At 63.3% G+C, this 18012-nt stretch carries 23 protein-coding genes; 9 read left to right on the plus strand and 14 right to left on the minus strand.

Annotated elements, in window-relative coordinates:
• Nucleotides 1–3 precede the first annotated feature (3 nt).
• Both O4H53_RS14550 and O4H53_RS14555 read left to right on the plus strand, forming a co-directional pair.
• Nucleotides 4–987: an Ldh family oxidoreductase gene (locus O4H53_RS14550; protein WP_269364810.1), complete on the plus strand. Its 984-nt coding sequence runs from the start codon at nt 4–6 to the stop codon at nt 985–987.
• 101 nt (nt 988–1088) lie between these two features.
• Nucleotides 1089–1499: a c-type cytochrome gene (locus O4H53_RS14555; RefSeq protein ID WP_269364812.1), complete on the plus strand. Its 411-nt coding sequence runs from the start codon at nt 1089–1091 to the stop codon at nt 1497–1499.
• On the opposite strand, the gene O4H53_RS14560 is transcribed toward O4H53_RS14555, so the two are convergent.
• From O4H53_RS14560 to O4H53_RS14595, 8 genes are all read right to left on the minus strand, one after another.
• On the minus strand, nt 1496–2173 hold the full coding sequence (locus tag O4H53_RS14560; protein WP_269364814.1) for a hypothetical protein: 678 nt from the start codon (nt 2171–2173) through the stop codon (nt 1496–1498). The two genes, O4H53_RS14555 and O4H53_RS14560, sit on opposite strands and share 4 nt — an antisense overlap.
• 49 nt (nt 2174–2222) lie before the next feature.
• A complete protein-coding gene (locus O4H53_RS14565; protein ID WP_269364815.1) occupies nt 2223–2624 on the minus strand; it encodes a PaaI family thioesterase in 402 nt (133 codons plus the stop codon).
• Between the two features lie 85 nt (nt 2625–2709).
• Nucleotides 2710–2973, minus strand: coding sequence for a hypothetical protein (locus O4H53_RS14570; RefSeq protein WP_269364817.1), 264 nt, complete (start codon nt 2971–2973; stop codon nt 2710–2712).
• 526 nt (nt 2974–3499) lie between these two features.
• Nucleotides 3500–4204: a hypothetical protein gene (locus O4H53_RS14575; RefSeq protein ID WP_269364819.1), complete on the minus strand. Its 705-nt coding sequence runs from the start codon at nt 4202–4204 to the stop codon at nt 3500–3502.
• An 11-nt stretch (nt 4205–4215) separates the two neighbouring features.
• On the minus strand, nt 4216–6177 hold the full coding sequence (locus tag O4H53_RS14580; RefSeq protein ID WP_269364821.1) for a DNA gyrase/topoisomerase IV subunit B: 1962 nt from the start codon (nt 6175–6177) through the stop codon (nt 4216–4218).
• Nucleotides 6178–6335: 158 nt separating this feature from the next.
• On the minus strand, nt 6336–6467 hold the full coding sequence (locus O4H53_RS14585) for a hypothetical protein (protein ID WP_269364823.1): 132 nt from the start codon (nt 6465–6467) through the stop codon (nt 6336–6338).
• 159 nt (nt 6468–6626) lie between these two features.
• Entirely contained in the window at nt 6627–7505 is an 879-nt protein-coding gene (locus tag O4H53_RS14590) for an alpha/beta fold hydrolase (RefSeq protein WP_269364826.1), read from the minus strand.
• A 142-nt stretch (nt 7506–7647) separates the two neighbouring features.
• Nucleotides 7648–8508: a LysR family transcriptional regulator gene (locus O4H53_RS14595; RefSeq protein ID WP_269364828.1), complete on the minus strand. Its 861-nt coding sequence runs from the start codon at nt 8506–8508 to the stop codon at nt 7648–7650.
• A 91-nt stretch (nt 8509–8599) separates the two neighbouring features.
• Between O4H53_RS14595 and O4H53_RS14600 the strand changes: the two genes are divergently transcribed.
• From O4H53_RS14600 to O4H53_RS14610, 3 genes are read left to right on the plus strand one after another with little or no spacing between them, the layout of a single operon-like run.
• Complete coding sequence (locus O4H53_RS14600; RefSeq protein WP_269364829.1) at nt 8600–8986, plus strand: DUF4260 domain-containing protein; 387 nt, start codon at nt 8600–8602, stop codon at nt 8984–8986.
• 52 nt (nt 8987–9038) lie between these two features.
• Nucleotides 9039–10406 (plus strand): MATE family efflux transporter, encoded by a 1368-nt coding sequence (locus O4H53_RS14605; RefSeq protein ID WP_269364831.1) that lies wholly within the window; start codon nt 9039–9041, stop codon nt 10404–10406.
• The gene (locus O4H53_RS14610) at nt 10403–10825 is read left to right on the plus strand and encodes a VOC family protein (protein WP_269364833.1); all 423 of its coding nucleotides are present in this window, start codon (nt 10403–10405) and stop codon (nt 10823–10825) included. The genes O4H53_RS14605 and O4H53_RS14610 overlap by 4 nt, the downstream gene beginning before the upstream one ends.
• A 615-nt stretch (nt 10826–11440) precedes the next feature.
• Here the strand turns inward: O4H53_RS14610 and O4H53_RS14615 are convergent.
• Together O4H53_RS14615 and O4H53_RS14620 are read right to left on the minus strand one after the other, a co-directional pair.
• Complete coding sequence (locus O4H53_RS14615) at nt 11441–11842, minus strand: hypothetical protein (protein ID WP_269364835.1); 402 nt, start codon at nt 11840–11842, stop codon at nt 11441–11443.
• Between the two features lie 10 nt (nt 11843–11852).
• Nucleotides 11853–13055, minus strand: coding sequence for a pyridoxal phosphate-dependent aminotransferase (locus tag O4H53_RS14620; RefSeq protein WP_269364838.1), 1203 nt, complete (start codon nt 13053–13055; stop codon nt 11853–11855).
• A gap of 97 nt (nt 13056–13152) precedes the next feature.
• On the opposite strand from O4H53_RS14620, the gene O4H53_RS14625 reads away from it, so the two are divergent.
• Both O4H53_RS14625 and O4H53_RS14630 read left to right on the plus strand, forming a co-directional pair.
• Nucleotides 13153–13551 (plus strand): helix-turn-helix domain-containing protein, encoded by a 399-nt coding sequence (locus O4H53_RS14625; RefSeq protein ID WP_269364840.1) that lies wholly within the window; start codon nt 13153–13155, stop codon nt 13549–13551.
• On the plus strand, nt 13544–13816 hold the full coding sequence (locus O4H53_RS14630) for an FAD assembly factor SdhE (RefSeq protein ID WP_269364842.1): 273 nt from the start codon (nt 13544–13546) through the stop codon (nt 13814–13816). The genes O4H53_RS14625 and O4H53_RS14630 overlap by 8 nt, the downstream gene beginning before the upstream one ends.
• A gap of 88 nt (nt 13817–13904) precedes the next feature.
• Here the strand turns inward: O4H53_RS14630 and O4H53_RS14635 are convergent, their stop codons facing one another.
• Nucleotides 13905–14657: an SDR family oxidoreductase gene (locus O4H53_RS14635; protein WP_269364844.1), complete on the minus strand. Its 753-nt coding sequence runs from the start codon at nt 14655–14657 to the stop codon at nt 13905–13907.
• A gap of 59 nt (nt 14658–14716) precedes the next feature.
• Between O4H53_RS14635 and O4H53_RS14640 the strand changes: the two genes are divergently transcribed.
• Nucleotides 14717–15121 (plus strand): hypothetical protein, encoded by a 405-nt coding sequence (locus tag O4H53_RS14640; protein ID WP_269364846.1) that lies wholly within the window; start codon nt 14717–14719, stop codon nt 15119–15121.
• Nucleotides 15122–15259: 138 nt separating this feature from the next.
• Nucleotides 15260–15760 (plus strand): MarR family winged helix-turn-helix transcriptional regulator, encoded by a 501-nt coding sequence (locus O4H53_RS14645; RefSeq protein WP_269364848.1) that lies wholly within the window; start codon nt 15260–15262, stop codon nt 15758–15760.
• A 387-nt stretch (nt 15761–16147) separates the two neighbouring features.
• Here O4H53_RS14645 and O4H53_RS14650 read toward each other — a convergent pair whose 3' ends face one another.
• Genes O4H53_RS14650 through O4H53_RS14660 form a run of 3 tightly spaced genes read right to left on the minus strand, consistent with a single transcriptional unit; the run spans nt 16148 to nt 17996 of the window.
• Nucleotides 16148–16870 carry a DUF1194 domain-containing protein gene (locus O4H53_RS14650; protein ID WP_331284237.1) on the minus strand — a complete coding sequence of 241 codons (723 nt, stop codon included), beginning with the start codon at nt 16868–16870 and terminating at the stop codon, nt 16148–16150.
• Entirely contained in the window at nt 16867–17568 is a 702-nt protein-coding gene (locus O4H53_RS14655) for a DUF1194 domain-containing protein (RefSeq protein ID WP_269364850.1), read from the minus strand. The genes O4H53_RS14650 and O4H53_RS14655 overlap by 4 nt, the downstream gene beginning before the upstream one ends.
• Complete coding sequence (locus O4H53_RS14660) at nt 17562–17996, minus strand: VOC family protein (RefSeq protein WP_269364852.1); 435 nt, start codon at nt 17994–17996, stop codon at nt 17562–17564. Before O4H53_RS14660 ends, O4H53_RS14655 begins: the two co-directional genes overlap by 7 nt.
• Nucleotides 17997–18012 lie beyond the last annotated feature (16 nt).

Raw genomic sequence — 18012 nt, forward strand, 5'->3', positions numbered from 1 at the left:
CAGATGCCCGAGGTGGCCCTGAGAGACATCGCCGAGACGGTTCAGGCCGCCCTGATGGGTCACGGTGCCGATTCCTTTGCCGCCGCAGAGGTGGCCCGCGCGGTCGCGGCGGCGGAATCGGTGGGCAACAGGATCTGCGGTCTCTACTATGTGGAAAGCTACTGCCAGCAGTTGATGACGGGCCGGGTCAAGGGGGATGTGACCCCCGGCGTGACCATGGCCCGCGCTGCCGTGGTGCATGTGGACGCACGCTTCGGCTTTGCCCAGCCGGCCTTTGCCTATGGGCTGACCCTGGCGCTGGACGCGGCGCGCCAATACGGCATCGCCACGCTGGCGGTTGCCCATGCGCACACCTGCACATCGCTGGGATATTTCACGGAACAGATCGCCCGGGCAGGGCTGATCGGTCTGGGCTTTACCAATGCCTCGCCCATCGTGGCCGCACCGGGGGGCAGGACGCGGGTCATCGGAACCAACCCGATTGCCTTTTCGGTGCCCGACGGTCAGGGCGGGATCGCCATGCAGTTCGACCAATCCACCACCATGGTCGCCCTGGGCAAGATCACCATGGCCCGGGCGGCGGGCGAGACCATCCCCGAAGGCTGGGCGGTGGATGCCAGGGGCAACCCCACCACCGACCCGGAGGAAGCGCTTGAGGGATCGCTGATCTCCCTGGGCGGCTACAAGGGCTGGGGCTTTGGCCTGATGGCCGAGATTCTGGCAGCGGGCATGACCGGCGGCGCGCTGTCGCAGGATGTGAAACCGCTCAAGGCGGCCGAGGGGCCGCCGCATGACCTGGGCCAGTATTACATCGTGATCGACCCGTCGGCATCGCCCGAATTCGGGGCGCGGCTGGCCGCCCTGGCGCAGGCGGCATCGGCGGATGAAGGTGCGCGGATGCCGGGACAGGGCAAAAAGCCCGCCGATCCGGTTGCGGTCGAGGATGCGGTATGGTCGCGCATTCAGGCGCTTGCGGATATGCCCTGAGGCCATTCCCTGAGGCCATTCCGCCGCTGCAGTTTGATCTGCATCATGGCGGCGCGCGCGGGATGGCGCAAGATGACCCTCAATCCAACCGGAGAACCATGATGCCCAGCCCGATCAAAACCCTGTCCCTGCTTTGCCTGCTCTGCACCGCTGCAGCCTGCACCCCGCAGGAGATGCCCACCGCCGGTGACGGCGCGGCCTTCTATGCGGCCAATTGCACCTCCTGCCACGGTGCCACGGGGCGGGGTGACGGGCCGCTGGCGGCGGGCCTGAACGCGCAACCTGCCGACCTGACGTTGCTGACGCGGACAAGCGGCGGCAGCTTTCCCCGGGCGCGGTCGCTCAGCTATATCTATGGCGATCCCGAACAGGGCCATCTCGCCCGGGTCATGCCGCAGTTCGGCGGGGCCATGGCGGATGATCTGGTGCCGGTGGAGGTGGACGGCGTGATGACCCCGACACCCCGCGCGCTTGCGGCACTTCTGGCCTATCTGGAAAGCATCCAGCGCTAACCGCAGATGCCCTTGATCTGGACCCCGTCCCAGGGCAGGCGCACGTCCGATTGCGGGCGTGCGGGCAGCGGGGCCACCGGCATCACCTGCGAGATCAGCGCATGCAGCCGCTTGGTGCGCGGCGCCTGCGGGGCCAGCACACGGCAACAGACGAATTCCTCCACGATGGAGCCCTGCTGTTCATAGCCGAATTCGCTGAATTTCCGGGGGGTGTCGATCTCGAACAGATAGGGATCGTCGCTGACCGTATGTTCCGACGCGGCGCGCAGCGGCGAATAGCCGGTGCTTGCCCGGTTCTGCCACTGCCAGACATGGGTCAGCTCATGCGCCAGCAGCATCCCCGCCACCAGCCCGATGGCATCGGGGTATTCGGGCAGGTAATCCTCAAGATACCAGTCCTTGTCGAACAGGATCGTGTTGAAAAGGGCGACGGCGGCGGGCTTTGTCGTCACGATCTCATCCCTTGCGGGGGGCAGGATCAGCTCGCGGCAGGTGGTGCGCGGGCGCGGCTTGCGGCGAAAGGTCACCGCGCGGGTGGGCGATCCGTTGTGCAGGCGCACCGCGTTCATGTCCAGCGTGTCGCCGTGGATACTGTCGAGGAAGGCCCGTTCATTCACCGTCAGCGGTCGCCCGCAGGAAGCCAGTAGCAACAGGATGAGAAAGACGCGGATCATGGGCGCAGTAAGGCGCGGCGCGGGGCCGGGATCAAGCGGAGAATGCGCCTCAGCGCGCGAATGTCGCGGTGGCCAGCGCCACCGGCTTGCCCGAGGGTTCCGCGATCAGGGTGCAGCGGGCGAAAAGCATGGATTTGCCCGCGCGGGTCACCTCCGCCTCGGCGCGGATGCTGTCGCCGCTGGCGGGGCGCAGGAATTGCGTATCCAGAGTCACGGTGCCCACCGGTTCGGGCGCATCCAGATGGCCGAAACAGGCAAAGACCATGGCCGTATCCGCCAGCGCCGCCAGCGCCTGCCCCGAGACGATGCCGCCGACGCGGATGATCTGCGTGCTGATCGGCATGGTCAGGATGGTACGCGTCACTCCGATCTCGGTGATGGTCGGCTGCAACGCGCGCACCCAGGGGGCAAAGGCGTTTTCAAGGATGTCTTGCGCGGCTTGCGGTGTCATGGGGCCTCCGGGGCAAAATGTGCCCCGATCCTAGGCGTGCTGCGCGCGGGCGCAAGCCCCGGCAGGGGCCCGCGCCGCGACGCGGTTACTTGACCTTCTTGCCCGCGATCACGGTGCCGTCTTTCATGCCGCTGTTGGCGGTGGCCAGCACCTTGACCTTTTCCTTCTTGGGTTTCTTGGCTTCCTTGTTGCCCTTGTTCTTTTCCTTGGACATGGCGGTATTCCTCTGATCGGGTTCCCGAACGGCAAAGCCCATCGGGTCGATGCTCAGGGGGCAGGGGCGCGGCGCGCGCGCGGCTTTTCCGGTGAGGCAACAGGCCGCGCGGATGGCGCGGGCCTGTAGGGACAAGGTGGGGGTGCAAGGGGCATTTGGCAAGGGGTTTGCCGGGCCAACCGATGATGTCGGCGGGGCTGCGGTGCGTGCAGAGCACGCACCCTACGGCAGACCCCAACATGAGACCCGCGCCCGACCTCGGGCCGGAGGTCGTCTCGCGAAAGGTCCAGGGGACAGCAACCTTGTAGGGTGCGCGCTCCGCGCGCACCGATGATGTCGGGGAGGCTGCGGTGCGTGCAGAGCACGCACCCTACGGCAGTCCCCAACATGAGATCCACGCCCGACCTCGGGCCGGAGGCCGCAGGGATGCGGCAGCGTCAGGGTGCAGTGAAAGCTGCGAGAAGCCGGTTGACGTGAGATGAGTGGACCCCCTGCGCGCCCGTGGGGGTTTATTTGTGGGGTGCGTCTAGGACGGTGGTGCGATCCCAGAGATGATAGCACTTACGGTTTCTTGCTGAAGTTCCGCGCTATTGCACCAAGCGGCCTCGCTATGGCTGAGGGTAACATTTACATGCTTTGGCCCGCGCATGTCCTGCAGATTTTAGGGTTCCAACAGCAGGAGCACATACAGGTCGGGGAAAAGTAGCGGAAGAAATGCCTTAATAAAGCTAGTTGCTACTTGCGCAGTAAGCAAGATCAACAATCCTGCGGCCAGCCAAGGTTTAGGTAGCAACGGATCAATCCGTCGCAAGTTAACCCACAGGATGACCAATGCAACAATTGCGATCAAGATCGACAGTAAGGTATCCATGCTTTCGGAAAAACTATCGGGCCAAAATGCCAGCGTGACCAGAGATAAAGTGGCCGAAAAAATATATCCAAGTGCAGTTAGACCGATGAGTATACACCAGTAGAGATTCGCGTCTGTGTCCTGAGAACCCTTTCTTTTCCACAGCTCAATTGCAGGCCAGCAGATCGTCATCACAACAATCGTCTGAACGAGCACGAGCACCTCGCTCCAGAACGGATTCTGCGCAGCCTCGAAGAATTCTACCGAATTGGAGAGCTTACCTTCAGAGCTTGATATCTGTTCAAGCAAAACTGCGGAACTCGAATTCTGGGCAAAATACCCGAACAACAGGGCCCATGCAAACAACTGCGCAAAAAACTCTAGGCCATCTTCAGATCGGGCAATTTTGTCGAGTGACAGAATATTCTTAGCTGATCGCCACAGCATCGGAGCAAGGGAGAATATCACACCGAAAATTTTCAGGAAGAAAGGTAATGGTGAACTCGTAACGCGCAATCTTCCGAGCCTCAAACATCCAACTCCTCTACAAACCGCGCGTTTTCCTGGATATACTGGAACCGCAGCTCCGGCTTCTTGCCCATCAGCCGCTCCACCAGATCGCCGGTCTCTCCGGGGATATCCTCGTCCACCGTCACCCGGATCAATTTCCGCGTTGCCGGGTCCATCGTGGTTTCTTTCAGGTCCTTCGCGTCCATCTCGCCCAGACCCTTGAAGCGTTGCAGGTCGATCTTGCCCTTGCCGCCCAGACCCTTCTCCAGCCAGTGGTTCTTCTCGGCATCATCCGCCACATACAGCCGCTTGGCCCCCTGCGTCAGCCGGTAGAGCGGCGGGCAGGCGAGGTAGAGATGCCCGTTGTCGATCAGCGGCCGCATCTGGGTAAAGAAGAAGGTCATCAGCAGCGACGCGATATGCGCGCCGTCCACATCCGCATCGGTCATGATGATGATCTTGTCATAGCGCAGATCGTCCAGGTTGAACTTCGTCCCCATGCCGACCCCCAGCGCCTCGCAGAGGTCTGAGATTTCCGCATTGGTCGTCAGCTTGCCCGAGGCCGCCCCCAGCACGTTCAGGATCTTGCCCTTGAGCGGCAGCAGCGCCTGGGTGTTGCGGTTGCGCGCGCCCTTGCCGGACCCGCCGGCCGAGTCGCCCTCGACAATGAACAGCTCCGTGCCCTCGCGGGTTTTGCTGGTGCAATCGGTCAGCTTGCCGGGCAGGCGCAGCTTTTTCGTCGCCGTCTTGCGCGCGGTTTCCTTTTCCTGACGGCGGCGCAGGCGTTCCTCGGCCCGCAGCACAAGGAAATCCAGGATCGCGCCGGCGGATTTGGTATCCGCCGCCAGCCAGTTGTCGAAATGGTCGCGCACCGCGTTCTCCACCATGCGCTGCGCCTCGGTGGTGGCCAGCCGGTCCTTGGTCTGGCCCACGAATTCCGGTTCGCGGATGAAACAGCTGACCAGCGCGCAGCCGCCGGTGATCAGGTCCTCGCGGGTGATCGTGCCCGCCTTGCGGTTGCCCACCAGCTCGCCATAGGCCTTGATCCCCTTCAGGATCGCGGCCCAGAACCCGGCCTCATGGGTGCCGCCCTCGGGCGTCGGGATTGTGTTGCAGTATGACTGGATGAAGCCATCGCGCGAGGGCGTCCAGTTGATCGCCCATTCCACCTTGCCGGGGGTGCCGAATTTCTCCTTGAAATCGACCATCCCGCCAAAGGGAGCCTCGGCATAGGTGGTGGAGCCGCCCAGCGTCTCGTTCAGATAGTCCGACAGCCCGCCGGGAAAGTGAAAGCTCGCCTCCATCGGCGTGTCGCCATCGGGCAGGGCGGATTTCCAGCGGATCTCGACCCCCGAAAACAGATAGGCCTTGGACCGCGCCATGGCGAACAGCCGGGCAGGGCGCAGTTTCAGCGCGCCAAAGATTTCCGCATCGGGGTGGAACGTCACCGCCGTGCCGCGCCGGTTGGGGGCGGCGCCGATCTTTTCCAGCTTGCCCTGCGGCAACCCGCGCGAAAACTCCATCGCGTAAAGTTCACGGTTCTGCGCAACCTCGACCCGCAGGTGATCCGACAGCGCATTCACCACCGAAGAGCCGACCCCGTGCAGACCGCCCGATGTCTCATAGCTGTCGCCCGAGAATTTGCCGCCCGCGTTCAGGGTGCAAAAGATGATCTCCAGCGCCGATTTGGTCGGGTCCTTGGGGTGCATCCCGATGGGAATGCCGCGCCCGTTGTCGCGCACGGTCACATGGCCGTTCGCATGCAGCTCCAGCTCGATCCAGGTGGCATGGCCCGCAACCGCCTCGTCCATGGAGTTGTCCATGATCTCCGCCACCATGTGATGCAGCGCGCGGTCGTCCTTGCCGCCGATGTACATGCCGGGGCGCAGGCGCACATGTTCCATATCCTCCAGCACCTGGATGGAGGAGGCATCATAGTTCTTGCCGCTGGGCTGGGCACCGGAGAGGAGATCGGACATGAGGCAGGCCTGTTTTTGTTCATTTTTGTTGGTCACCGAGTATGCCAGAGCCCGCCGCGCGGGGGAAGGGCCAAGGCCGCCTTGTCGTGCATTTCCCGAAGCTGCCCGGTGTTCGGGATCTGCGCGGCGGAACCGGGCCTGCGCCCCTTGTCCCCGGTTCAGAACAATCCGGAATATTGATGCGCGGGCGCATTCAGCCCGTTCCGGTCATAGGGCCGCCAGAAGGCCGAAAAGACCAGAGCGATCAGGATGATGGCGACGGCAAGCAATGGCACGATGCGAAGCAGCATGGTAAAATTCCCCTTCTTTCAAATGCCGTCAACCTGCGCAAATCCGCGCATCCGGGCAAGTCAGGTATTCCCGACCACCGGTCTTGCGGCTGAACGCCCCAAGCTCCTTTCTTTTTGGCCTAAAATATCCCTGCGCCTCATCTGCCGCAGGGTGTGACCTTACCGGTCGGGGAACCAGTCCAGAATCGCCCGCGCCACCTCCTGCGGCTTCTGGTGGTGCAGCCAATGGTCGGTGCCGGGGATCTCGACCCGTGTCAGATCGGCGGCGAATTCCTCCAGACCTGCGGTCGCCTCGGGCAGCAGGGCGCGGTCGTCGGTGCCCCAGATCAGCAGATGCGGGCAACGGACCTTCAATTTCTCCAGCGGCAGATCGGGCATCTTGATGCTGCCCCCGGCCTTCGGCACCACCAGCGGTGAGGCGCGATACCAGTTCACCATGCCGCGCAACCGCCCCGGGCCGGACCAGGCCGCAACATAGGCGTCGCGCGTCGCACCGCTGAGCCAGCCCGTGTCCATGTTGGCCGAGAACATCGCCAGCAATTTGGCAAATCCATCCCGCGCCAGCTTTTGCTCGGAACCCTCCGCCCGAAGGTAGTGGATATATTGCGAAGCCTCGGCCTGCGCCCCGCCCGCCGCCAGGGCGCGCTGAAAGGGAACCGGATGCACCCCGTTCATGATGATCAGCCGCGACACCAGATCGGGCCGCGAAATCGCCAGGCCATAGGCCACCGCCGCGCCCCAGTCATGCCCCAGCACGGCGAGGGGCGCATCGCCGATCAGGGCCGCCATATCGCTCACCAGTTTCGGGGTCGCATAGTCGGATACCGCTTCCGGTGCCCAGCTCTGCCCATAGCCGCGCTGGTCCGGCGCGATGCAGTGAAACCTGTGGGCCAGCAGCGGGGCCAGATCGGCCCAGGCCCCGCCGAATTCGGGAAATCCATGCAACAGCAGGAGTTTGGGCAGGCGTTCATTGCCCCAATGGCGCAGAAAGAAAGGCCTGCCATTCAGCGTCACGGTTTCGGTGCGCGGCTCGGTCATGTCTCGTATCCTTTTGCTGTCCGGCCCGTCGCGATTCTCCGCACCCCGACGGGCCCGCGCCGGGGGCCACCGGCCCGCTCCGGTCAAACCGGCGCTTCCTCCGGGGCAAAGTCTGACCCCTGGGGTCCATCAAGGCAATGGGTCACAAAAGGTGACGCAGCGCGCTTTTGAGCCTGTCAAAGACAAATGCGATCCGCGCGATCCGCGCCTGATCCTCATGCACCACCAGCCAGACCGGCATCGGATGCATGACCCCGGGCGCAACCCGGCGCAGCCCCAGACGCGCGGCCAGCTTCACCTGACAGAAGCCCAACCCCACACCACACTGGATGGCGGCGATCTGCGCCAGAGGATCGTCACAGCGCAGCACCACATTGGACGGGGCGGGCAGGCCAGCGGCCGTCAGCGCGGGCAGGATCAGGTCTTCGCGGTCGTCCGCTACAAAGGGCTGCTCCTGCCAGGGCCGATCCGGATCTGGCGGGGCAAAATCCGGGGCCGCGAACAGGGCGACCTCGCAATCGGGCAGACGGCTGGCCACCAGCGCCTGCTGGCGCGGCGGGGTAAAGCGGATGGCGATGTCCGCCGCGCGCCGGGTCAGATCCTCCGCCCGGTCGGTCGCCGCCACCTCGAAACGCAAGCCCGCTGCCTCCGCCTGCATCTGCCGGATCAGCATGGGCAGCACATGCCCCGCCACCACCCGGCTGGTGGTGATCCTGACCACACCCTCCAGCGCCTGCGCCTCGGCGCTGGCCACGCGGCCCAATGCAGCGGCCTCGGCAATGACGGCGGCGGCCAGCGGCATCAGCGTCTGCGCCATCCCCGTCGGGGTCAGCCCGTTTGCCGCACGGGTGAACAACTGGGTGCCAAGTTCCGCCTCCAGCGCCTCGATCTGCCGGCGCACCGTGGGCTGGGCCAGCCGCAAAACCCGCGCCGCAGCCGAAAGGCTGCCGTGGGTCATCACCGCATGAAAGGCCGGGATCAGGTCAAGCGAAGGTCTGCTCATCATTTTTTGATAGGTGGCTATTCCTTTTTGGTCAATTTCTTTCAGGTTACGACTCGGCCAGACTAAGGCCATCCCAACAAAAGGCGATCCCATGACAAAGCTCTCGACCCCCCGTTCAACCGCCCCGGCGCCGCTGGCCGTCACCCTTCGGCTGGAAGGGCTGGCACTGGCCGGGGTTTGCATCCTGATCTATGCCCGGCTGGGCGGCGGCTGGGGGCTCTTCGCGCTGCTGATCCTGGCCCCCGACCTCTTCATGCTGGGATACCTGCGCGACAGGCTGACCGGGGCGCTGGTCTACAACATCGGGCACAGCTACCTGACGCCGCTGGCACTGGCCGGGGCAGGGCTCTGGTCCGGCAGTGACCTTGCCCTGTCGCTCGCGCTGATCTGGGGCGCGCACATCGGATTGGACCGCGCGATGGGCTACGGCCTGAAGTACGGCACCGGCTTCAAGGCGACCCATCTGGGCCGGGTCTGAGGCGGGCGTTTCACCTCTTCACCTTCGCCATAACCCGGCGTATGGCTGGGATATGACACCGGTTCTGACATACGGCGGCCATATGCGCGCGATCCTGACACTGGGGCTGCCGCTGATCGGCGGACACCTGGCGCAGGTGGCGATCGGCGTGACCGATACGGTCATGATGGGCTGGTACGGGATCGAGGAACTGGCGGCGGTGACGCTGGCCTCCACCTTCTTTTTCGTGCTGTTCATATTCGGTTCCGGCTTTGCCTGGGCGGTGATGCCCATGGTCGCGGCCTTTGACGCCAAAGAGGACGACACCGGCATCCGCCGCGCCACCCGCATGGGGCTCTGGCTGTCGCTTGGCTTCGGGCTGCTGTCGCTGCCCCTGATGCTCTGGGCAGAGCCGATCCTGCGGATGATCGGGCAAAGCGATGAGCTGGCCCGCGACGCGGGTCGCTATCTGCGGGTCATGGGGTTTGGCATCCTGCCCGCCCTGCTGGTGATGACACTCAAAAGCTATCTGGCGGCGCTGGAACGCACCCAGATCGTGTTCTGGATCACGCTGATCTCGGCCGGGATCAACGCGCTGGCCAATTACGCGCTGATCTTCGGCAACTGGGGCGCGCCGGAACTGGGTGTGGTGGGGGCGGCCATCGCCTCTGTCAGCACCCATGTGGTTTCGCTGATCTGCGTGGTGGTCTACATCCTGACCGTGGTGCCGCAGCACCGCATCTTCGTGCGCCTCTGGCGGGCGGATGCGCAGATGCTGGGGCGGGTGTTCCGGCTGGGCTGGCCGATCGGCCTGACGGCCTTGAGCGAGGTTGGCCTCTTTGCCGGGTCCGCGGTGATGATGGGCTGGCTGGGCACCGTGCCGCTGGCCGCCCATGGCATCGCGATCCAACTGGCCTCGATCACCTTCATGGTCCACCTCGGCCTCAGCAATGCCGCCACCATCCGGGCGGGCAACGCCAATGGCAGGGGCGACGCTGCCCGCCTGTCGCGCGGCGCGATCACGGTCACCGCCATGTCGGTGGTCTTTTCCGTCTTTGCCACCGTGGTCTTCATCGGCTGGCCCGAGCCGCTGCTGTCGGCCTTCATGCAAGACGGTGAACCGGCGCGCGCGCAGATCCTGAGCATCGGCGTCGGGCTGCTGGCCATGGCGGCACTGTTCCAGTTCGTCGACGGGGCGCAGGCGATTACCCTGGGCCTGCTGCGCGGCGTGCAGGACACCCGGGTGCCGATGTGGATCGCCGCCTTCAGCTACTGGGGGCTGGGCGTGCCCTGTTCCTATCTGCTGGGGTTCACCCTGGGCGGCGGCGGCATCGGGGTCTGGTCCGGTCTGGTGACCGGCCTGGGGATTGCCGCGATCCTGCTGAACATCCGCTTCTGGGGCGTATCGGTAAAGACCGTCGGAAAGGATCAGACCGCATGATTTCCTATGTCACTCTTGGTGCCGATGACATCGCCCGCGCGAAACACTTCTATGCAGCGCTGCTGCCCGCCCTCGGCTACGGGCTCACGGAAGGCCCCGAGGGGCTGAGCTATGTGCTGCCCGTGGCAGCGGGCCAGCCGGCCTTGCCGGATTTCTACGTGAAACCAACCTTTGACGGGCGTCCGGCGACGGCCGGGAACGGCGTCATGGTGGCCTTTGAGGCCCGCAACCAGGCCCAGGTGCGCGCGCTGCACGCCGCCGCCCTTGCCGCCGGTGGCCAGGACGAGGGGCAGCCGGGCTTTCGCGCGGCCTATGGCCCGCGGTTTTACGTGGGCTACCTGCGCGACCCGCAGGGCAACAAGATCGCCCTGTTCTCCAGCAATCCGGATGAACCGGGCAGGGACGACCAGAGCGCCTGACGAAATACCTGAAACAGCAGGCATCAGGTGACGCGCTGAACGCTCTCGTTTCAGGCAGCGTTACGCAGGTCAGGTTTTCGGATAACGCTTCAAGACATCACGCTTAACGCTTTGGCGTGCCATGCCGCAACGGACGACATGTCATACATGACATGTCAAAAATGACAGGTCTTGCATGACATGTCTGCAAGTGCGGGAAACTAGGTCGTGTTGACATTCATTGTCGCCCACCCGTTTCAGTCCAAAATTGCTCAGTTCCAGGCAAGAGAGCGCAGGAATAGCCAGCTATTTCAAGCTCTCTTTGCGCGCCTCGCCTTGAAATTGAAGCGCCAATACCCTGCCGCGCTACGCGATTCCGGGACATTGGCGAAGTGATTTGCCTTAAAGTAAAGGCGGGACGCTGTAACGCAGAAATGGGCAATTTTGGGGAACCCCCTGCGGGGCGCGGCGGATTTTGCCTCTGCCCTCCCGGATGTTCGCTTCCAATGATCACATTGCTGCGCTCACATCACGGCGCCAGCGGCAAAATCCGTCTCGCGCGGGTGGGCGACAATGAATGTCAACACGACCTAGGAGCAGGCAGCGTTACGTGATGCCGGTTCTTCGCATGACGCTCTAATCCTTCAGCAGCCGGTCCGCCTTCTTGCGCACCAGCGTGCTGCGCAGGTCATGCATCGCCAGCAGCAGCGCGTCGGTGACCGCTTCCAGCTGCTCATCCGTGGCCTTGGACTGCACCCATTGCGTCGTCAGGTTCAGATAATCGACGGCGCGGTGGATGTCGTCGATGTCGCGATGTGCCAGAACCTGCCGGCGCTCCTCCATCCAGTTGCGGATGGTGTCGAGATCCGCTTCCGACAGGCTGCGGTCGCCATGGGGCTTGATCTCGCCATTGCGGATATTGGCAAGGGCGATCTGGTCCATCTCGATCCGCCGCTGCCGGTTTTCGGTGTCGATCCGAAACACTGCAGCGCCGTTTTCCCGGACCCGGAAATAGTATTCTGGCAGTTCAGTCGACATGGATACCCCGTTACACGCAACCCGCGCAGAAAGCCTGAATGCGGCCGCAGGCCTCTTTCAACGCGGCATCGGAGGTAGCGTAGCTGACCCGGAAGTTCGGCGAAAGGCCGAAGGCGGCCCCGAACACCACGGCGACCCCGGTCTCTTCCAGCAGGGCGGTGGCAAAGGCTTCGTCATTCTCGATCTTGGCCCCCCCGGCAGAGGTCTTGCCGATCAGCCCGGCGATGGAGGGATAGACATAGAATGCCCCCTCGGGCACCGGGCAGGTGACCCCCTCGATTTCGTTCAGCATGGAAACCACCAGGTTGCGGCGGCGCACGAACATCTCATTGTTGGGGGCGATATAATCCTGGGTGCCGTTCAGCGCCTCGATGGCCGCCCATTGGCTGATGGTGCAGGGGTTGGAGGTGCTTTGCGACTGGATCTTGCGCATCGCGCCGATCAGCTTTTCGGGGCCTGCGGCATAGCCGATGCGCCAGCCGGTCATGGCATAGGCCTTGGACACGCCGTTGACCGTCAGCGTGCGGTCATAAAGTGCCGGTTCGATCTGCGCCGGGGTGCAGAACTCGAAGCCGTCATAGGCCAGATGTTCATACATGTCGTCGCTCATCACCCAGACATGCGGGTGGCGCAGCAGCACGTCGGTCAGCCCTTTCAGCTCCTCCCGGCTGTAGCCCGCACCGGTGGGGTTGGAGGGGGAGTTGAAGATGAACCATTTTGTTTTCGGCGTGATCGCGGCTTCCAGCGCCTCGGGCGTCAGCTTGAAATCGTCTTCCAGCGTTGCGGGGGCGATGACAGGCTCGCCCCCCGCCAGCAGCACCATATCGGGGTAGCTGACCCAGTAGGGGGCGGGAATCACGACTTCCTCGCCGGGGTTCATTGTCGCCATCAGCGCGTTATAGAGGATCTGCTTGCCACCGCTGGCCACGCTGACCTGCGATGGTTTGTAGTCCAATCCGTTGTCACGCTTGAACTTTTCGCAGATCGCCTGCTTGAGTTCTGGAATTCCGTCAACCGCGGTATACTTTGTCTTTCCAGAGGCGATGGCCGCGACGGCCGCGTCCTTGATGTTTTGCGGCGTGTCGAAGTCCGGCTCGCCTGCGCCAAGGCCGATAACGTCTCGCCCCGCTGCCTTGAGTTCCGCCGCCTTGGTGGTGACGGCAATTGTGGGGGACGGTTTGACGCGGACAAGCGTTGCAGAGAGCAGTTCCATTCCGGACCTCGGTATGTGATGTATGCGCGACCCTCTTAGGGGGGCGAGACAAACCGATCAAGAAAGAACGCCTTTGTTCTGATGAAAGGGATGATGAATGAACGATGTAACGGACTGGTACGGACCTGATGCGGCAACTTTCGGCGACAGGCTCGCCGCCGCGCGCGAACAAGCGGGCATGAGCCAGGGAGAACTGGCCAAGCGGCTGGGGGTGCGCCTGCCCACCCTGCGGGGCTGGGAAGATGACCATGCGGAGCCGCGTGCGAACCGGCTGTCGATGCTGGCAGGATTGCTGAACGTGTCGATGATGTGGCTGATCAACGGCGAAGGCGAAGGTGTCGGTGCGCCCGATGCGGAGAGCGCCGACACCGCGGGCCTGACAGAGATCATGTCGGAAATCCGCAGCATGCGCGCGGACCTGCTGCGCAAGGCCGAAGACATGGGGCGGCTGGAGAAACGCCTGCGCCGTGTCATGACCGATGCCGCAAATGTCTGAACTTGCCGAACATCGGATCAAGCGGCTGCACATGCGGTCGATGCGGCGCGGGATCAAGGAAATGGACCTGATCCTGCCCGCCTTTGCCAGGGTGCATCTGGCCGCGATGGATGATGCCGATCTGACCCTTTACGAAGAGATGCTGAACGAAAGCGATCACGACCTCTATCTGTGGGTCTCCGAACAGGCACAGCCCCCCGACCGCTACGCACGGTTCATCACCCTGATCCGCGCGCAACTGGCAGGCGGGGTTCGACCGGCGTAGGCTCTGGACCCATACGGCCGTTCCCGCCAAGGCGCGCGCGTCCGGTAAGCGGACACTGGCCCTTTCAAATCCAGTGCCCGCTTCGCTGCTAAATCTTGTTGATGGCGTTCCCTCCATCGGCGAACAGGGCACTCCCGGTCACGAAAGACGCGTGATCGGAAAGCAAAAAGAGCGCCGCACCGGCAATCTCGGAGGGCTCAGCCATGCGTTTCAACGCATGAAAGCCGCGCACGACCTCGTGAAAACCGGCATCATCCCCGGCCATGGGCGTCATCGTGCCCCCCGGCAGCAGCGCGTTCACCCGGATGTTCTCCGGCCCGTGCTCTGCCGCGAGGACCTGCGTCATGCCGACAAGCCCCGCTTTTGCCGCCGCATAGGCTGCCATCCCCGGCAAACCGATGCCCTGGCCGACGAAGGAGGAGGTGAAGACAATCGAGCCGCCGCCGCGTTTGCGCAGGGCCGGTATCTGATGCCTGGCCGCGTAGAACCCGCTGTCGAGATTGACCGCAACCACCTTGCGCCAGTTGCTTTCCGCCATCTCGGGTACCGGTCCCATGTCTCCGGCGATGCCGGCATTGTTGAAGGCGCCATCAAGCCCGCCAAAGCGCTCCTGCGCCAGTGCCACCAGCGCCTCGGCATAGGCGCTGTCTTCGACATTCCCCGCCAGGAAGGCCGCTTCGCCACCCTTGGCAGAGATTTCCTCCGCGATTTCTTCAAGCAATCCGGCGCGGCGCGCACCAAGAACCAGTTTCGCGCCTTCCCCGGCGAACAACCTTGCGGCGGCTGCACCGATGCCGCTGCTTGCGCCCGTGACGATAATTGTCTTTCCGTTCAGAAGCATTCCCATCTCCATCCTTTGTTGATTGGGAGATGCTTAGGCTCTGGACCCATTAATTCTATATGCTCAGTTTGACAGATTTTTTCGCAGGCCAGGAACATCTGCGCAAGAATAGTGGTTCTATTTCAAGCAGATGTGACGCAGGCTGCGGGAAAATCCGTCAAACCCGAAGGGCGGCGATTTCACTTCATTTCAACGTCTTGGGTCGCTTGCAAATAGAACCACTATTGGCTGCACGCCCCAAACCTTTGAAATTTCGTGAAATCGCCGCTGAGTATATAGAATTGATGGGTCCAGAGCCTAAACAAGCAAGCGACATCGAACCGACCCGTTTCCTGCGCATTGGTCTCTGTCTGATCGTCAAACCGGCGATGTGCCGCGCAGGTCACCAGGCGCCGCTCCGCCGCGAAAACCACCACCACACGCCCGCTTCACGGTCCGATTGGAGCGTCCCGCCTTTGACCTGATACATCCGGTATCGCCGATGTCCCGAGAACGCGCAGCGCGGCAGGGTATCGGCGTTTCAAGTTGAAGGCGGGGCGATTTAACGAAATATTCTGCTTTTTTGCGCAGTTTCGCTCCAACCCACCGAGTCGGAGAGAGAAATGAGCATTCAGGAACCAATGGCCATCCCCATGCGGGAAAAGGGCTTCATGATGGGCTACCTAGAGGCGCTTTCGCTGGTTGAGCGTCTGCACCGTCTGCTGCTGGACGTGATCAAGGATGAATTCGAACGCGTCGGCGTGCTGGAAATCAACGCGGTCCAGGCCCTGCTGCTGTTCAACATCGGCGACAATGAGGTGACGGCGGGCGAATTGAAAAGCCGGGGCTACTACCAGGGCTCCAACGTCAGCTACAACCTCAAGAAACTGGTCGAAATGGGCTATATGCACCACAACCGGTGCGAGATTGACCGCCGCTCGGTCCGGGTCCGCCTGACCGAAAAGGGGCGCAACATCCGCGATGTGGTGTCGGATCTCTTCTCGCGCCATGCCGACGGGCTGGAAGAGAAGGGCGTGCTGGGGCCTTCGGGCATTGCCGACATCACCCTGTCACTGAAACGGATGGAACGCTACTGGACCGACCAGATCCGGTATATCTACTGATCTGTGCCCGGGGTGTCTGGGGCAGGCCCCAATATGGTGGAAACAAAATGCGCATTATTTCCCCCTGCCTCCGGATCGCTTGCGATCCGGTTCGCACCCGACCCCGCCCCCGTCAAACCGCAGGTTTGCCTCCGGCAAAACGGCGGGCGCGAAACTCCGACCTCGCAAGATGCTGCAAAGTATGGAGAAATGGAAATGCCTCGCCAAATGGAGGGCCGCCCTCGGTGCCGGGTGCGAACCTGCCGTTGAGAGCTGTATTCAATGAACCGAACTTTGAGTCCGGGTGACTACAGCGTTTCGGGATGGACTTGAAACATCCAACATCACTTTTCGCGTTCGACCGAAGGGAGAGGCAGCGAACAAGCGATTCAGGTATATCCCGAAGCGCTATAGTTCCGAAACCACCAGACCCTCCAGTTCCTTCAGCAATTTTTCCTTCATCGCACGGGCATAATCGGCAAAACCGATGGCCGTCTGCACAAAGGCGCCGGGCCCCATGATCACCTCCGCCCGGAAGTAGGAGGACAGCTCCGCGATCTCGGCCTGTCGGATGTCGGTGGAGCGGGGGTTGTCCACCCCGATCACCAGCGCATTGATGGTCACGCCGCTGTCTTCAAGCTGTGTCCTGACGGTGCGGGGGCGGGGTCCGAGGTTGGATTTGCCATCGCCTGAAATATCCAGCGTCCGCTTCCAGCAGTCGCTCTGGGCAGTGAGCCTGCGCACCCCTTCGGCCATCGCCACCCCCAGCGCCGTGCCGGGGGGCGTGCTGCGGCGGCTGGTCTGGCGCAGGGTCTCGATCACCCCGTCAAGGGTGGCGGCGCTGTCCAGGTCGGTCCAGGGCACCAGCTCCGCCTGTTCCTGCGGGCCGCTCCATTCGAACACCATCAGTCGGACAGGGGCCTGCGGCATCGCCAGAATGCGGGCACGCACCTCCGGACTGTCCAGCGCCTCTGCCACACCGCCGATCTGCTGGCGATATTCCCGCGCATCGACAGAGCCGGAGACATCCAGCGCCAGGGCAAGCGCCTGACGGCAATCCGCAAGGGCCTGTCCCGCCCCCGGCAGGCCGCCCAGCATCAAGGCACCTGCAAGCACAGCCAGGCGGATCACCTGTCCTCCTTGCGGCGCATCAGACCGCCGATTGCCGCCGGGGAGACTTCGCGCACCAGCTTCTGGCGCATCGCGCGGGCAAAATCGGGGAAACCGTCCGCGATCACCAGAAAGGCCCCCGGCCCGTGCAGCACCTCGCGCCGGTAAAAGGCAATCAGCCCCAATTCCCCCTCGAAATCGGCCGCATTGATCGCCAGCCCGTTCACCGTGACCCCGTCAAAGGCGAATTCGCGGTAGGCGATGGCGGGGCCGAACCCTTCGTTGTTCTGCCCGTCCCCCGACATGTCCAGGGTCTTGTCCAGACAATCGGGCGCGCGCGCCAGCAGGCCCGCGCCAAACCCCAGCGCATAGCCCATGGCGGTGGGAAACTCGGTATGACCGCGCAGGCTCGCCGCCACGGTCTGTGCCGCCCCGGTCAGGGCCGCCGGGCTGTCGATCATCGTCCAGTCCAGAATGACCTGCTGGTTATAGCGCCCCGACCATTCGTAAACGGCAAGCGCCACCGGAAGATCCGCGGCAAAGAAGGCCGCGGCCACCTCCGGCGATGCCAGGGCTTCCGCCGTGCCCTGCCGCTGCAGCCGGTCCTCGGAAGGATCCACCGAACTGGAGACATCCATCGCCAGCGCCAGTGCCAGACGGCAGTCAGCCGCCGCCGCGGGAACGGCAAGCAGCGTCAGAAGGGCGGCGGCTCTTACCAATGACCGGTATTTTCCATGCTCGCCCAGGGCTCCTGCTCGGGCAGGGCATCCCCCTCCTGCAACAGCTCGACCGAGATGTTGTCGGGGCTGCGCACAAAGGCCATGCGCCCGTCGCGCGGCGGACGGTTGATCGTCACACCCTGGTCCATCAGGCTCTGGCACATGTCATAGATATTCTCGACCGTATAGGCGAGATGGCCGAAATGCCGACTGTCGCTGGGCAGGTCATCATCCCCGTCCCAGTTATAGGTCAGTTCCACATCCGCATGGCCGTCATCCATGCCGGGAGGGCACAGGAACACCAGCGTGAACCGCCCGCCCTCATGGTCGATCCGGCGGCGTTCGATCAGCCCCAGTTTCTTGTAAAAATCAATCGAGACATCAAGGTCTTTGACGCGCACCATGGTGTGCAGGTATTTGATCGGCATGCGGGGGCTCCTTCTT

Origin of the sequence: Sulfitobacter sp. G21635-S1, from assembly GCF_027213915.1 — a bacterium.
In the GTDB taxonomy this organism is placed as follows: domain Bacteria; phylum Pseudomonadota; class Alphaproteobacteria; order Rhodobacterales; family Rhodobacteraceae; genus Sulfitobacter.